The 15,757-nt window shown below is 71.2% G+C and carries 10 protein-coding genes; 7 read left to right on the top strand and 3 right to left on the bottom strand.

Going from position 1 to position 15,757, the window contains the following annotated elements:
- Nucleotides 1-106: 106 nt before the first annotated feature.
- Complete coding sequence (locus RKD20_RS12615; RefSeq protein ID WP_007385017.1) at nt 107-562, top strand: hypothetical protein; 456 nt, start codon at nt 107-109, stop codon at nt 560-562.
- Nucleotides 563-694: 132 nt separating this feature from the next.
- On the opposite strand, the gene RKD20_RS12610 is transcribed toward RKD20_RS12615, so the two are convergent.
- Entirely contained in the window at nt 695-1,486 is a 792-nt protein-coding gene (locus RKD20_RS12610) for a phosphatase PAP2 family protein (protein ID WP_424883206.1), read from the bottom strand.
- 223 nt (nt 1,487-1,709) lie between these two features.
- Nucleotides 1,710-3,044 (bottom strand): 4-aminobutyrate--2-oxoglutarate transaminase, encoded by a 1,335-nt coding sequence (gene gabT / locus RKD20_RS12605; RefSeq protein ID WP_424877821.1) that lies wholly within the window; start codon nt 3,042-3,044, stop codon nt 1,710-1,712.
- A 252-nt stretch (nt 3,045-3,296) separates the two neighbouring features.
- On the opposite strand from gabT, the gene RKD20_RS12600 reads away from it, so the two are divergent.
- The 3 genes from RKD20_RS12600 (at nt 3,297) to RKD20_RS12590 (ending at nt 8,749) form a co-directional block, all read left to right on the top strand.
- The gene (locus RKD20_RS12600; RefSeq protein WP_424877820.1) at nt 3,297-5,432 is read left to right on the top strand and encodes an ATP-binding protein; all 2,136 of its coding nucleotides are present in this window, start codon (nt 3,297-3,299) and stop codon (nt 5,430-5,432) included.
- Between the two features lie 118 nt (nt 5,433-5,550).
- Nucleotides 5,551-7,209: a PucR family transcriptional regulator gene (locus tag RKD20_RS12595; RefSeq protein ID WP_424877819.1), complete on the top strand. Its 1,659-nt coding sequence runs from the start codon at nt 5,551-5,553 to the stop codon at nt 7,207-7,209.
- A 94-nt stretch (nt 7,210-7,303) separates the two neighbouring features.
- Complete coding sequence (locus tag RKD20_RS12590; RefSeq protein ID WP_424877818.1) at nt 7,304-8,749, top strand: aldehyde dehydrogenase family protein; 1,446 nt, start codon at nt 7,304-7,306, stop codon at nt 8,747-8,749.
- Nucleotides 8,750-8,869: 120 nt separating this feature from the next.
- On the opposite strand, the gene RKD20_RS12585 is transcribed toward RKD20_RS12590, so the two are convergent.
- Nucleotides 8,870-11,734: a glycoside hydrolase family 3 C-terminal domain-containing protein gene (locus tag RKD20_RS12585; RefSeq protein WP_424877817.1), complete on the bottom strand. Its 2,865-nt coding sequence runs from the start codon at nt 11,732-11,734 to the stop codon at nt 8,870-8,872.
- A gap of 326 nt (nt 11,735-12,060) precedes the next feature.
- Here RKD20_RS12585 and RKD20_RS12580 point away from each other — a divergent pair, with 326 nt between their 5' ends.
- The 3 genes from RKD20_RS12580 to RKD20_RS12570 are packed head-to-tail and all read left to right on the top strand — an operon-like array spanning nt 12,061 to nt 15,727.
- Nucleotides 12,061-13,752, top strand: coding sequence for an extracellular solute-binding protein (locus RKD20_RS12580; RefSeq protein WP_424877816.1), 1,692 nt, complete (start codon nt 12,061-12,063; stop codon nt 13,750-13,752).
- On the top strand, nt 13,752-14,804 hold the full coding sequence (locus tag RKD20_RS12575) for an ABC transporter permease (RefSeq protein WP_424877815.1): 1,053 nt from the start codon (nt 13,752-13,754) through the stop codon (nt 14,802-14,804). The genes RKD20_RS12580 and RKD20_RS12575 overlap by 1 nt, the downstream gene beginning before the upstream one ends.
- Nucleotides 14,801-15,727 (top strand): carbohydrate ABC transporter permease, encoded by a 927-nt coding sequence (locus RKD20_RS12570; protein WP_424877814.1) that lies wholly within the window; start codon nt 14,801-14,803, stop codon nt 15,725-15,727. Before RKD20_RS12575 ends, RKD20_RS12570 begins: the two co-directional genes overlap by 4 nt.
- The last annotated feature ends 30 nt before the right edge of the window (nt 15,728-15,757 follow it).

Genomic DNA, 15,757 nt, shown 5'->3' with positions numbered 1-15,757 from the left:
TCTGGTTCACCCCAACGGGTGGTCAGAACCCGCGTAATGCTCGCCGGGAGACCTTCCTCTCCCTCGGGACGCGACAGGCGTCGACGAGAGAAAGGGAGGTCTTCTCATGACTGGGGCGAAGACGGCGGTCGAGTGGCTGGCATCCGTCGCACCGGATCCCGAGGCCTGCCGCTGGGAGTGGGAGCGCAACCCCCTCGGGGTGGCGCTGCTTCCGGCCGGCAAGGCCTGGGACGTACTGATCCTGCCGGGCGAGCTCGGCTATCCGACGCTCGACGTCCTGACCCGCATCCTCGACCGGCTCGGTCCGGTGCTCGTCGACTTCGGCGACGCGCGCATGGGGTTCTTCGTGCCGCCGGGCACCGCGGCCCGCTGGCTGGGCACCGGTATCCGTACGGCCGGCGCCGGCACCTGGATCGTCGTGCCGTATCCGGGCCGGGTGGCCGGGGGAGGGGTGCGCTGGCTGGTCCCGCCGGACGGCTCCGGCATCCTCGTCGATCCGGCGCTGCTGGAACTCGCGATGCACGAGGCGGCGGCGGGCCTGGCGACGGAGGGCGACGGCTGAGCTGACGGTCACAGCACGCCTCGTCGGCCGCCCGTGCGGCCGACGCGGAGTCGAGGACTCCTGTGCACAGTGGGTGTGCGGCGCTGCGGGCGTCCCCCGCCGACAGCGACCACGCCCAGTGTGCCCAGGAGTTCAGCGGCGGCTGTGCCGTGCCAGGAAGAGCCGGAGCCCGAGCAGCAGGACCGTGCAGAGGCACCAGCTGCCCACCACGTCCAGGGGCCAGTGCCAGCCGCGGCGGACCAGGCCGAAGGAGACGCCGAGGACGAGAAGGCCGTAGCCGATGACGAGTGCGCGGCGGGTCCGGGTGGACCGGAGCCAGGGCAGGACCAGGAGGGTGGCGGCGCCGTACGCGACGGCGGCCGTGGCGGTGTGGCCCGAGGGGTAGTAGCCCGTCCCGGGCGACACGGCCGTGCCCGGACGGTCGGTGAGTTCCTTCAGGGGGACCACCAGGGCCGGGACCAGGGCCATCAGGACGGCCGCCGCGGTGGACGGCAGCCACCAGCGGTCCGTACCGGCGCGGCGCGCCTGCCGGGCCGACCAGAGAAGAGCCACGACCAGGACCGGGATCGCGACCTCGACATTGCCCAGGTCGGCGAGGCCCGCCGAGACGCGGTCCGGATGGACCAGGGCACGGCTGACCCGCTCGTCGACACGCAGAAGCGGCCCGTCCTCGACGACCTGCCAGGTGATCAGGGCGAAGAGGAGGGCCGGAATTCCGAGAAGGAGGATGAGGAAGGCCGGCCGCCCCGGAACAGGGGGGGTGGTTCCGGGGCGGCCGATCAGATCGGGTCGTCGGCCGCCCCGGGGGGTTTGGGGCGGGCGACTGTCCGATCGGTGAGGAGATCCAGAGCCGGAAGCTCCAGTTGTGTGCGCGAGGGCACGACCAGGTCGAAGCTGGGGAGGCCCCGGCCTGGCGTCGCCCACAGTCCCCTGTGGGCGGGGTGTATCTCTCATCTGGGTAGAACCTACGGCAGCGCGACGGCGTACGACAGGCAGAATCCCATCCTCACGGCCACCTCGCACACCTTCTTCACACCCTCTGCCGCTCGCCACCGCAGCCCCGGAATCCCAAGGGGTGTCAGGGCTGTGACGGCTGAGGTCGGAAGGCGCGGGTCCGCTTCCGACCTGCCCTGTTGCCCCCGAGACGTCAGATGCCGGCGAAGGCCTGCTCGATGATGTCGAGGCCCTCGTTCAGCAGGTCCTCGCCGATGACGAGCGGGGGCAGGAAGCGCAGCACATTGCCGTAGGTGCCACAGGTCAGGACCAGCAGGCCCTCCTGGTGGCACGCCTTCGCGAGCGCGGCGGTCGCCTCCGGGTTCGGCTCCTTGGTCGTACGGTCCTTGACGAGCTCGATGGCGATCATGGCGCCGCGGCCGCGGATGTCGCCGACGATGTCGAACTTCTCGGCCATCGCGGTCAGACGGGCCTTCATCGTGGCCTCGATCGCCTTCGCCCGCGCGTTGAGGTCGAGCTCCTTCATCGTCTCGATGGCGCCGAGCGCGCCGGCGCACGCGACCGGGTTGCCGCCGTACGTGCCGCCGAGGCCGCCGGCGTGGGCGGCGTCCATGATCTCGGCGCGGCCGGTGACGGCGGCGAGCGGAAGACCGCCGGCGATGCCCTTGGCGGTGGTGATCAGGTCCGGGACGATGCCCTCGTCCTCGCAGGCGAACCACTGGCCGGTGCGGCAGAAGCCGGACTGGATCTCGTCCGCCACGAACACGATTCCGTTGGCCTGGGCGAACTGGCTGATCGCCGGCAGGAAGCCCTTCGCCGGCTCGATGAAGCCGCCCTCGCCGAGCACCGGCTCGATGATGATCGCGGCGACGTTCTCCGGACCGACCTGCTTGGTGATCTGGTCGATGGCCTGGGCGGCGGCCTCGGGGCCGGCGTTCTCGGGGCCGGTGGGCCAGCGGTAGCCGTACGCGACGGGCACGCGGTAGACCTCGGGGGCGAAGGGTCCGAAGCCGTGCTTGTACGGCATGTTCTTCGCGGTCAGCGCCATGGTGAGGTTGGTGCGGCCGTGGTAGCCGTGGTCGAACACGACGACGGCCTGCCGCTTGGTGTACGCCCGCGCGATCTTGACGGCGTTCTCGACGGCCTCGGCGCCGCTGTTGAACAGAGCCGACTTCTTGGCGTGGTCACCCGGGGTGAGCTCGGCGAGGGCCTCGGCGACCTCCACGTAGCCCTCGTACGGGGTGACCATGAAACAGGTGTGGGTGAAGTCGGCGAGCTGGGCGGAGGCCCGGCGCACGACGGCCTCGGCGGAGGCGCCGACGGACGTCACGGCGATGCCCGAACCGAAGTCGATCAGCCGGTTCCCGTCGACGTCCTCGATGATCCCGCCGCCCGCGCGCGCCGTGAAGACGGGCAGTACGGACCCCACACCCTGCGCGACCGCGGCGACCCGGCGGGCCTGCAGCTCCTGCGACTTGGGTCCGGGGATGGCGGTGACGACGCGGCGCTCCTGCGGAAGTGCGGTCATGAGGGGCTCCTGGGGTGTTGCGGGCGGAGATGTCGCGGACTGTGTCCAGTCTTTTCTCGCAGGCTAGGACGGGGGGCGGGGGGTGGGCATGCTCCATGTGGGCGTTGTCGCGGGAGTGCGTTGTCCGTGGTGGACATAGCCGGATTCCGGGACGGTGTGACGGCGCGGCCCCGCAATCGGTGAACTCCCTTTGCGGGCGCGTTAGATTGACCGCTGACGGTGGACGGAACGGCTGGTCGGGGAGCAGGGACGATGGACAGCGACGGGACGCAGGACGCGCGGGGTACGCATGCGAATCCTGTGCCGCGGGCACGGGGGGCGATGCCGCCGATGCCCACGGAAGCGCCCTCGGCGTCGTCGCTCCCGGGCAGCTCGGCGTTCCTGACATGGCTGCGGACGCCACGGCCCGAGACGCTGCCCGGGGTGTGGCGGTTCGGCCACCGGCCCCGGCCGGAGGTGGAACCGGAGCTCATCCCCGGGCGCCAGCTGATCAGTGGCGCGCTGATCGCGTTTCTCGTCGGGTGGCTCGTCTGGTCGCTGCTTCAGAACGGGTATGTCGGCACCTGGTGGTGGCTTCCGCTTCTCCTGATCACCCCTGACTCCTGGCGCGGCGCCGACGGCGCCCTCGGCCAGACGGGCACCACCCTCCTGTACAAGGGTTACGAGGTGCTCATCGCTTTGATCATCATGCTCGTCGTGGGCAAGCTCGGTCGCTGGGGCGAGGTCTGGCGTCGCTACGGCCCCCCCGCCTGGCGTCCCGCCGCGCCCGCCCACGAGCCGCCGCCCGTCGCCGAGCAGGACCCCGCCGAATGGCCCCAGCTCCGCGCCGCCGGTGCCGTCGACGCCGCCGAGCGGCTTGCCGCCGAGGCCAGGGCCGGGTTGATGCGGGACGTGGACCATGCCCGGATCGCGCGGGCCTGGCAGGGCGTGCGCAGTGGCAGGTTCAGCCTCGCCACGTTCACCGGTGCCGTGCTCCAGGAGGGCGCCGCCGCCTGTCTGCACCCGTCCGGGGAGCGGGACCTGCCCGCACGGCTCGCCCGGCATGATCTCCTCACCGGCCAGGTGCGGCTGGGGACCACCGCCGACGACGCCCGCAACCCGTACGCCTACCGGGGGGCCGGGCTCGGGCTCGACCCCGAGCTGCTCGGGACCTCGCTGCTCGCCGTCGGGCCGGCCGGGTCCGGGAAGACCGGGACCGTCATCAGGCCGATCGCCGAGTCGCTGTGTCTGCACGCGCTCGCCGGGCGGGCCGCCGTCGTGGTGGTCGGTGCCGCGGGCGCGGGGCTCGGTCCCGCCGACTCCTACGACGTCGTCGTACAGATCGGCAATCCGGAGTCGGTGTACGACCTCGACCTGTACGGGGGCACGACGGATCCGGACGAGGCCGCGGCCGTGCTCGCCGAGGCGCTCGTCGGAGACCTCGCCGAGCCGCACCAGGGGGGCGACACCCGGCGGTCCACCACCGTGCTCGCCCAGCTCCTCGGGCCGTTCCGGGCGGTCCACGGCCGCTTCCCCTCCGTACCGGAGCTGCGGCAGCTGCTCGACGGGGCGCCCGGGCCGATGGCCGCGCTGCGGAAGGGGCTCGAGGACTCAGGGCAGGAGTCGCTGCTGCGGGAACTCGACGCGCGGGAGCGGCAGATGGGGAATCCGGGAGATGTGGGGGGCATCCTCGCGGACCGGATCGCGCTGCTCGACCGGCCCGCGTTCGCGTCGTTCTTCCACAGTGCGGGCTCCGACCCGTCCGGGCAGTCGCGGCCGTTCTCGCTGAAGGCGCTCGACCACCCCGTCCGGGTCCGGATCGACCTGCCCCAGCGCGGGCACGCCGACGCCTCCCGGATTCTGGCGCGGCTGGTGCTCGCGCAGTTCACGGCGAGCGTCGCGGTGCGCGAGGACCGGTCCCTGTTCGCCTGCCTGGTCGTCGACGACGCCACGGGGATCGTGACGCCCGAGGCGGTACGGGGCGTGCAGCGGCTGCGGTCCGGCAACGCCGGAGTGGTGCTGACGCTGCGGACGCTGGACGACGTACCGCGGCCGCTGCGCGGGCCCCTGCTCGGCGCCATCGGGTGCCGGATGGCGCTGTCCGGGCTCACCCCGTGGGACGGGCAGGACTTCGCCGAGGTGTGGGGCAAGGAGTGGATCGAGGCGCGGGACGTCACCGACCGGCAGATCATCGCCGAGACCCCGGCCGGCAAGGTGCTGCACGCGGTGCGCCAGGTCATCACCGGCAAGGCGCCGACCGCGCGGGCGGTGACCGTACGGCAGGTCGAGCGGGAACGGTGGTCCGCGTCCGAACTGGCGCACGCGGTGCCGCCCGGACACGCGGTGCTGTCGCTGACCACGGTGACGGGTGAGCACGCGCCGCCGCTGCTGGTGGATCTGCGGGGATGACGTGACCTGAGGACCGTACGGTGAGGCAGAATCGTCACAGGCCGTTCATACACGGCGGCCAAAAGATCACCCGCCTCCGCACGCTCCTCCGTACACCTCTTCGAAGGCCCTGGGCCCCATGCCACCCACCCTCGCCTCGCTCGTCCACCACTCCGCGCTCAAGCTGACCGTGCGCGCGGGCGAGGACCGGCTGGACGTCCCCGTGCGCTGGGCGCACGCGAGCGAGCTCGCCGATCCCGTCCCCTACATGGAGGGCGGGGAGCTGCTGCTGATCACCGCGCTGAAGCTGGACGCGGAGGACCCGGAGGCGATGCGGCGGTATGTGAAGCGGCTGGCCGGGGCCGGGGTGGTGGGACTCGGGTTCGCCGTCGGGGTCAACTACGACGACATCCCCGAGGCCCTGGTCGACGCGGCCCGCGACGAGGGGCTCCCGCTGCTCGAAGTGCCGCGCCGCACCCCCTTCCTCGCCATCAGCAAGGCCGTGTCCGCGGCGATCGCGGCCGACCAGTACCGGTCCGTCACCGCGGGCTTCGCCGCCCAGCGCGAACTGACCAGGCAGGCGCTGACGGACGGCCCGGAGGGGCTGCTCGCCGCGCTCGCCTCCCAAGTGGACGGCTGGGCGGCGCTCTACGACGCCTCGGGCGCGGTCGTCGCCGCCGCGCCGGAGTGGGCCGGCCGCCGGGCCGCGCGCCTCACCGCCGACGTGGAACGCCTGCGGGAGCGGCCCGCGCCCGCCTCCTCCGTGGTCGGCGGAGCCGGCCCTCCCGACAACGACGACCGCGTGGAGCTGCACTCCCTGGGCACCGGGCGGCGGCCGCGGGCCGCGCTGGCGGTGGGGACGGCCGCCGCACTCGGTACGGCGGAGCGGTACGCGGTGCACTCGGCGATCGCGCTGCTGACGCTCACCACCGAGCGTTCCCGCTCGCTGCAGGCCGCCGAGCAACGGATTGGGACGGCCGTACTGCGGATGCTGCTCGCGGGGGAGCCGGAGCACGCGCGCACCGTCGCGGGCGACCTGTACGGCGGGCTCCTGGACGCGCCCTTCCGGCTGATCGTGGCGGAGACGGCGCTCGTGTCGTCGGTGCGGATCGCCGCCGACACCCCCGCGCGGGTCCCGTCGGCCGCCGCGCTCGCCGCGGCCGCCGACATGAACGGTGATCCGCTCGGGGCGCTCACCGAGATCGTGGAGTCCGCGGCGGCCCGCTCCGGGGAGAGCGTGCTCGTGGTGCCCGAGGGGGAGCGGCTGGTGGTGCTGGCCGCGGACGGCGGGGCCGCCGTCTCCGCCTGCGCGGAGTACACGGTGGCCCTGGAGGCGGCGCGCACCAGCGAGCAGACTGCCGCCGGGGACGAGGACGAACTGGTCGTCGGCGTCTCGGCCCCTGCCGGACCGATCGCCGCCGCGGCCGCCTACAAGCAGGCCGAGCAGGCACTCTCGGTGGCCCGGCGGCGGGGCCGGGTGTACGTCGAGCACGAACAGCTGGCCTCCGGGTCGGTGCTGCCGCTGCTCGCCGACGACGCGGTGCGGGCCTTCGCGGACGGGCTGCTGCGGCCGCTGTACGAGCACGACGCGACCGGCCGGGGCGACCTGGTCGCCTCGTTGCGGGCCTGGCTCTCCCGGCACGGCCAGTGGGACGCGGCCGCCGCCGACCTGGGCGTCCACCGGCACACCCTGCGGTACCGGATGCGCAGGATCGAGGAGATCCTGGGCCGCTCCCTGGACGACCCGGACGCGCGCATGGAGCTGTGGCTGGCGCTGAAGACGGCCTCGGCGGAGTAGGCCTCGCCGGGAGTGCCGAACCGGAGTGTCCAAGTGCTCCACTGCTACACCCCGGACAAATTCGATCCCGCCCTCCCGGCCCTACCGTGGGGACATGACTTCCACCCACGCCTTCTGGCTCGCCGGCCGCCAGGTCACCGGCGAGGACACCTTCGACGTCACCTCCCCGTGGGACGGCCGGCTCGTCGGCAAGGTCGCCGTGCCGGACGACGAGCAGATCGAGGAGGCCGTGGCCGCCGCGTACGCCGTACGGGACGAGTTCGCCGCCACTCCCGCCCACGTCCGCGCCGCCGCCCTCGACCACGTCAGCCGCAGGCTCGTCGAGCGCACGGAGGAGATCGCGCGGCTGATCTCCGCCGAGAACGGCAAGCCGATCAAGTGGGCCCGGGGGGAGGTCGGCCGTGCCGTCTCCGTGTTCCGGTTCGCCGCGGAGGAGGCCCGGCGGTTCAACGGCGGTGAGGCCCAGCGCCTGGACACCGACCTCGGCGGCCAGGGCCGGCTCGCGCTGACCCGGCGCTTCCCGAAGGGGGTCGTGCTCGGGATCGCGCCCTTCAACTTCCCGCTCAACCTCTGCGCCCACAAGATCGCCCCGGCGATCGCGGCGGGCGCGCCGATCATCCTGAAGCCGGCCCCGGCGACCCCGCTGTCCGGGCTGATCATCGGCGAGCTGCTCGCCGAGACCGAGCTGCCCGCCGGCGCGTGGAGCATCCTGCCCGTCCCGAACGACCGGATGCCCGCCCTGGTCCAGGACGAGCGGCTGCCCGTGATCTCCTTCACCGGTTCCGAGAAGGTCGGTTACGCGATCATGGACTCGGTCCCCCGCAAGCACTGCACCCTGGAGCTGGGCGGCAACGGCGCCGCGGTCGTCCTCGGCGACTACGCGAGCGACGAGGACCTCGACTGGGCCGCGACCCGCATCGCGACCTTCTCCAACTACCAGGGCGGCCAGTCCTGCATCTCCGTGCAGCGGGTGATCGCCGACGCGTCGGTGTACGACCGGCTGCTGCCGCGGATCGTCGCCGCCGTCGAGGCCCAGGTCACCGGCGACCCGGGTGACGACAAGACCGACGTCGGCCCGCTGGTCAGCGAGGACGCGGCGGTGCGCGTCGAGGCGTGGGTGAAGGAGGCCGTCGAGGCGGGCGCCACCCTGCTCACCGGCGGTGACCGCGACGGCGCCTCCTACGCGCCGACCGTCCTCGCCGACGTCCCGGCCGACACGACGATCTCCTGCGAGGAGGTCTTCGGACCCGTCCTCACCGTGCAGAAGGTGGACGGCGAGACGGAGGCCTTCGCCGCGGTCAACGCGTCCAAGTACGGCCTCCAGGCTGGCGTGTTCACCCACGACCTCCAGGCCGCCTTCCGTGCCCATCGCGCTCTCGAGGTCGGCGGTGTGGTCGTCGGTGACGTGCCCTCCTATCGCGCCGACCAGATGCCGTACGGCGGTGTCAAGCAGTCCGGTGTGGGGCGCGAGGGCGTGCGGTTCGCGATGGACGACTACACGTACGAGCGGGTGCTGGTGCTGACAGGGCTCGCCCTCTAGCTAATGGGAACCATTTTCATGTAGTGTTGCGGCAGCGACGCTGACCCGCCGCCCTGAAGAGGCCCGGCACCGATGCCTTCCGGTGCCGGGCCTCTTCTTGTCGTCAGCCGCTCCGGTCCCTCAACCGGAGAAGCCGACGTGCGCGAGCCGCAGCGGGCCGCGCAGTGCGAGGTGCACGTCGTGCACGCCCTCGGCGACGATCCCGGCGCCGAGGACGGTGTAGTCGTACGGTCCGGCGTCGGACTCCGCCACCTCCCAGGTGGCGAGCACCGCGCCCCCGTCCAGCGACAGCTCGGCCGAGCCCTTGCCGGACACCGTCACCGTCACCTCGGTGACGCCGTCGCCGAAGTCGCAGTCCCGGTAGACCAGTTCACCGGCACCGCCCTCGGCGGCCGTCACCGCGTCGCCCGCCGTCCTCGTCCGGTCGACGATCTCGACACCGCTGTGTTCGTCGAAGTCCGCGCCCTCCAGGCCCCGTTGGAGCACGGGCCGCGGTGCGCCGGGCTCACCGTCGAGCAGCACCGTCGTGCGCAGCCGGATGTCCTCGCTGGAGGCACCGGCCAGCAGTTCGTACGGGCCCTGCTCCAGACGCCACCGGCCCTGCGCCACGTCCCAGAACTCGAAGGCGCGCAGCGGGACTTCGAAGGACAGTTCCTCCTGGGCGCCCGGGGCGAGCGTCACCCGCCGGTGGGCCACCAGCTCACGGCGCGGGCGGGGGAGGGCCGGTTCGATCGCCCGGGTGTAGAGCTGGGCGACCTCGTCGGCGGTGACGTCACCGGTGTTCGTGATCGTGAACGAGACGTGCAGCGCCCCTTCCGTCATACGGGCCGTGAGGTCGCCGTACGAGAAGGACGTGTACGACAGCCCGTGCCCGAACGGGAACAGGGGCGTGCCCTCGAAGTACAGGTAGGTCTGGCGGCTGCCGATGACGTCGTAGTCGAGGAGGCCGGGCAGGTCGGCGTCGCTCTCGTACCAGGTCTGCGGGAGGCGGCCCGCGGGGGAGACGTCACCGGCCAGGACACGGGCCAGGGCGGTGCCGGCCGCCTGGCCGCCGTGGGCCGTCCAGAGGGCCGCGGCCAGGTCCGACGTGTCGACCGCGTAGGGGTAGGCCGAGACCAGGGCCAGCACCGTCCGGGGGTTCGCCGCGCGCGCCGCCCGCAGCAGGCGCTCCTGGTGGGCGGGGAGCCGCAGGGAGGCGCGGTCCTCGGTCTCGCGGCCGTTGATGTGCGGGTCGTTGCCCGCGACTACCAGGACGACGTCGGCTTCGGACGTGACCCGGGTCACTGCGTCTTCGCCGCGTTCGGCGATGATCAGCGTGAAGGTCTCCGGCTTCGCCTCGGGTTCCGCGTTCCCGCCGTTCTCGTCGGCAACCTTCACTCCGTCCGCGGCGACAGTGACGTGGCGGCCCGTACCGATGTGCCTGAGGAGGTGACCGCTGCCGTGCGGTTCCAGGCGGAAGGTCTCCTGGACGACCCAGCCTCCGGGCTGGTCGGCCGAGGCGCGCAGGTAGCCGTCCTCGGCGACGGAGAGATAGCGGCCGTCGGGCGCGCGCAGCGTGAGGACGCCCTCGTCCCAGTCGATCAGCGCGAACTCGGTGCCGGTCGCGTCCGTCGTCAGCGGGGGCAGGTCCGTACGGCCCGCGAGCAGCGCCGGGTCCAGGGCGCCCTCTGCGCCGCGCACCGCGTCCTCGTCGTGCTCGGAGGCCAGGACGTGCAGAAACGTCCCGGCGGAGGTCTTGAGCCGGACCCGGTCCACGCCCTCCGCGAACTCCACCCGCTCGGCGCCGAACCGCTCGTACAGCCCCTCCAGCGGGGTGGAGCGGTGGATGAGGGTGCCGCTGTACCAGTCCAGCTTGCACTCGTCGGCGAGCAGACCGACCACGGCGAGCCGGGTGTCGGGGGCGAGCGGAAGCACGCCGTCGTTCCTGAGCAGCACGATCGCCTGCTCGGCGGCCTCCTGGGCGAGCGCCCGGTGCGCCGGGGTGTCGAAGTCCCGGACGTCGGCGTGCGGGTCGTGCTCCGGGTCGAACTCGCCGAGCCGGAAGCGCACCGAGAGCTGCCGGCGGACCGCGGTGTCGATCTCGGCCTCGGTCAGCAGGCCCTGGTCGAGGGCCCCCTGGATGCGCGCGATCATCTGCGAGCTGTCCGTGCCGTGGTCGGTGAAGCTGTCGACGCCGGCCCTGAGGGAGGCCGCGGTGGCCTCCTCGTGCGTGTCGAAGTAGTGCTCGTGATCGACCAGGTTGGAGGGCGCGCCCGCGTCCGAGCACACCAGCAGCTCCTCCTGCGTCCAGGCACGCAGGTGCTCGCGCAGATACGGCGAGACGTGGTTGGGGCGGCCGTTGACCAGGTTGTACGCCGGCATCACCCCGGCCACCGCACCGGCCTCGACCGCCTCGCGGAAGGCGCGCAGGTCGTACTCGTGCAGCACGCGCGGACGCACCGAGCTCGACGAGGTGGCCCGGTCCGTCTCGTTGTTGTGGGCCAGCCAGTGCTTGAGCACCGGGGCCGTGCGCCAGTACGTGGGGTGATCGCCGCGCAGCCCGTGGGTGTAGGCGGTGGCGATGGCCGAGGTGAGCTTCGGGTCCTCCGAATAACCCTCCTCGTTACGGCCCCACAGCGGATGGCGGAGCAGATTGACCGTCGGTGCCCAGACGTTGAGGCCGACCCTGTCGTCGCGGGCGCGCATCGCCCGGACCTCCTTGGACACCGCCTCGCCGACCCGCCGTACGAGCTCGGTGTTCCAGGTCGCGCCGAGGCCCACCGCCTGCGGGAAGACCGTCGCCGGGCCCATCCACGCGACGCCGTGCAGTGCCTCCTGGCCGGTGCGGAACGCTTGGATGCCGAGGCGTTCGACGGCGGGGGCGCACTGGTGCAGGAATCCGATCTTCTCGTCGAGGGTCAGCCGCGTCAGCAGATCGTCGATGCGCTTCGCGAACGGCAGGTGCGGATCGCGAAACGGCGGTGTGTGCGGCGGGTGTGCGGTCACGTGGGGATCCCCTTGCGATGGATCGATTCGATGCTTTCGAAGCGCTTCGATGCTCATTCGGCACCGGGGTGGGTGTCAAGGGATCGACACCGTCACTTCAAGCGGTGCATAAGAAAAGGTCACCTCTCCTACCGCGCAGGAATCTTGGGAACGACCCTTGTGCACCCCTGGGTGTTCACTTAACCTCACAGCAACATCGAAGCGCTTCGACTACGGATTCCGTCACACGGTCGAAGCATCGCTTCAGCTCAGCCAGTTCCACTCAAGACACCGCAGCCGACGGCTCCACCGCCGGGTGTCCTGGTGCGCCATGAAGGGTTGACGCAATGACGCCGAACGCCGCTGCCCCCTCCTCCGGTCCTTCCGGGCCCAGCCGGAGAAGCTTCCTCGCCTCCACCGCGGTCGCCACCGCAGCGGTGGCGGGCGGGATGCCGCTGCTTGCCGCCTGTGGCGGTTCGGACAGCGGTGAGCGCGAAGGGACCACCTCGGGCAAGGCCGCGGACAAGCTGCTCCCGACGTTCGTCGCCAGCACGGTCGCGAACCCGGATCTGCCGTCCAAGAACGGCTCGGCCGCCGGCTACACCGGCAAGGTCGACCTCGCGGCCCTGAAGGCCTCGGTCCCGGACAAGCTCGGCACCGGCGCCCCCTTCAAGATCATGTCCCCGTTCTGGGGCTCTCCGCCGAAGGCCGGCTGCGCCTACTACAAGGCGCTGGACGCCGCCGCGGGCACCAAGATCACCTGGCAGAACCAGGACGGCAACACCTACGGCCAGAAGCTCGGGGCCGTCCTCGCCTCCAGCTCCATACCCGACATGGTGGTCGTGCCCAGCTGGGAACTGGTCGGCAAGATCTCGAACGCGGTCACCGCGAAGTTCATGGACCTCGGCCCCTACCTCGCGGGCGACAAGGTCAAGAAGTACCCGAACCTGGCCGCGATCCCCTCCGACGCCTGGCGCATGGGCATCTTCGGCGGCGCCCTGCGCGGCATCCCGATGCCGGCCGCCACCGCGAGCGGGATCGCACCCCTGTACCGCAAGGACGTCTTCGACAAGAAGGGCTACGCGGTACCGAAGTCGGCCGACGAGTTCATGAGCTGGGCCAAGGAGGCCACCAGCTCCAAGGCCAAGGTGTGGGCCTGCGACGGCAACCTGACCTGGTCCGCGTGGAGCTTCTTCGGCGTCCGCGGCTCCGGGCCGATCGGCTGGGACACCGGGTCCGACGGCAAGCTGACGTACCGCGTCGAGCAGCCCGAGTACCTCGAAGCCCTGGAGTGGGTCCGCAAGGTGTTCGACGCGGGTCTGGTCCACCCTGACGACAAGGCCCGCACGGGTGACGCCGGCCAGCGGTTCACCTCCGGGCAGATCCTGGTCTGGAACACCAACATCGCCGACTGGTACGGCAAGGTCTCCGAACAGGCCCAGTCCAACCCGTCCCTCCAGATCGACGCCATGGACCTCTTCGGCGCCGACGGCGGCAACCCGAAGCTGTACGCCTCCTCGCCCGCCACCATCTGGTCGCTGATCCGCAAGGGCGCTTCGAAGACGACGATCGAGAACGCGCTGGCCGCCGCCGACTTCTCGGCCGCGCCCTACGGCACCAAGGAGCGGATGCTCGTCGACTACGGCGTCGAGGGCACCCACTACACGGTCAAGAACGGCGTCCCGGTCAAGAACGACCTCGGCAACTCCGAAGTGCTCAACGCCTGGGTCATGCTGGCCGCGCCGGCCGCCTACTACGCCCACCCCGACTTCCCCGAGGTCGCCCGCAAGCAGGTCGAGTGGCAGCAGCGGATGGGCGCCTTCATGAAGAAGACGTCCACCTTCGGCATGAACATCGTCGAGCCGACCCGCTGGGCCAACCTCTCCAGCCAGTTCGAGCAGCTGGAGATCGACTACGTGCGGGGCCACAAGAAGCTGTCCGACGTGCAGGCCGCCATCTCCACCTGGAAGTCCTCCGGCGGCGACAAGCTGCGCGACTGGTACAAGGAGCTCATCGACAAGAACGGCAGCGGCAACTGATGTCTCTCACGGCCGGGAGCAGGCCCGACGGGACTCGTCCCCCCGCGGCCGCAGAGGAGCCGACGGCCGCGGTTGCCGCCGCGGTGACGAAGGAGCGGGTGCCGCCCAAGGCGGCCAAGGCAGGCAAGGTTCCCTTCATGGTCCGGCTGCGCCGCGACCGCACGCTCATCCTGATGACGCTGCCTGTCATCCTGCTGCTCCTGGTGTTCAATTACGTCCCGCTGCTGGGCAACGTCGTCGCCTTCCAGGAGTACGACCCGTACGTCTCCAGCAACGGCGTCACCGCGATCTTCCACAGCCCCTGGGTCGGGGTCGAGCAGTTCTCGCGGATGATCGACGACCCGCTGTTCTGGGGCGCCGCGAAGAACACCCTCCTGCTGTTCGTGCTCCAGCTGGTGCTGTTCTTCCCGATCCCCATCGCCCTCGCGCTGCTCATCAACAGCGTGATCCGGCCGAGGGTGCGGGCCGTCGCGCAGGCCATCATGTATCTGCCGCACTTCTTCTCGTGGGTCCTGGTCGTCACCGTGTTCCAGCAGATCTTCGGCGGCGCGGGCATCATCGCCCAGACCCTGGAGGACCACGGCTGGTCCGGCTTCGACCTGATGACCAACGCGGGCCTGTTCAAGTACCTGGTCACCGCGCAGGCCGTGTGGAAGGACGCCGGCTGGGGGATCATCGTCTTCCTCGCCGCGCTGGCCGCCGTCAGCACCGACCTGTACGAGGCCGCCGCCATGGACGGCGCCGGGCGTTGGCGTCGCATGTGGCACGTGACGCTGCCCGCGCTGCGCCCGGTGATCGCCCTGCTGCTCGTCCTCAGGGTCGGTGACGCGCTGAGCGTCGGATTCGAGCAGTTCCTGCTCCAGCGGGACGCGGTCGGGGTGGGCGCCAGCGAGGTCCTCGACACCTACGTGTGGAACATGGGTATCCAGAACGGCGACTTCAGCTACGCGGCCGCGGTCGGCCTCGTCAAGGGAGCCATCGGAGTGTGTCTCGTCCTGGGTGCGAACAAGTTCGCGCACCTGCTGGGCGAGCAGGGGGTGTACCAGAAGTGAGCCTCAACACGCAGCTCGTGCGCAGTCTCAAGGCCCCCGCCCGCCCGGTGTGGGAGGAGCCGCCCAGCAAGGCCGGCATCACCGCGAAGAGCGGCTTCCTCGCACTGTGCTGTCTAGGGGTGCTCGGTCCGCTGTGGATCGTGATCGTCACCAGCCTGTCCCCGAAGCCGGTGATCGACCGGGTCGGCGGCCTGGTCGTGATCCCGCAGGGCATCACCTTCGTCAACTACACCGAACTGCTCAGCGGCGGCCAGGTCAGCCGGGCCATCATGGTCTCGGTCGGGGTCACGCTCACCGGCACGGTGTTCTCCATGGCCGTGTCGGTACTGGCGGCCTACGGTCTGTCGCGGCCGGGGAGTCTGGGACACCGGTTCTTCCTGATCACCATGATGGCCACGATGTTCTTCGGCGCCGGGCTCATCCCGACCTACCTGCTGGTGCAGTCGCTGGGACTCACGGACACCTATCTGTCGCTGATCCTGCCGAGCGCGGTCAGCGTCTTCAACATCCTGGTGCTGCGCGCCTTCTTCATGGGCATCTCGCCGGAGCTCACCGAGTCCGCGCGCATCGACGGCGCCGGTGACCTGCGGATCCTGCTGACCATCGTCATGCCGCTGTCGCGGGCCGTGCTGGCCGTGATCTCCCTTTTCTACGCGGTGGGTTACTGGAGTGCCTGGTTCAACGCGTCGATCTATCTGAGCGACCAGGACATGATGCCGTTGCAGAACGTGCTCATCCAGCTGGTGCAGAAGCACACGGCGAACCCCACGGGGTTGCAGCAGGCGGTGCGGACCGGGCAGTTGTCGGCGCTGGGACTGCAGATGGCCGTGATGGTGCTGGCGTTGATACCGGTCGCGGTGGCTTCCCCCTTCGTGCAGCGGCATTTCAAGAAGGGCATGTTGACGGGGGCCGTGAAGGGCTGACCGTCGTGTGTTGTCCGCGGCTGCGTGGTG

Origin of the sequence: Streptomyces sp. SLBN-8D4, assembly GCF_049739545.1 — a bacterium.
GTDB lineage: Bacteria > Actinomycetota > Actinomycetes > Streptomycetales > Streptomycetaceae > Streptomyces > Streptomyces canus_C.
The sequence above is the reverse complement of the archived record's forward strand: the minus strand, read 5'-3'. Positions and strand labels throughout refer to the sequence as shown.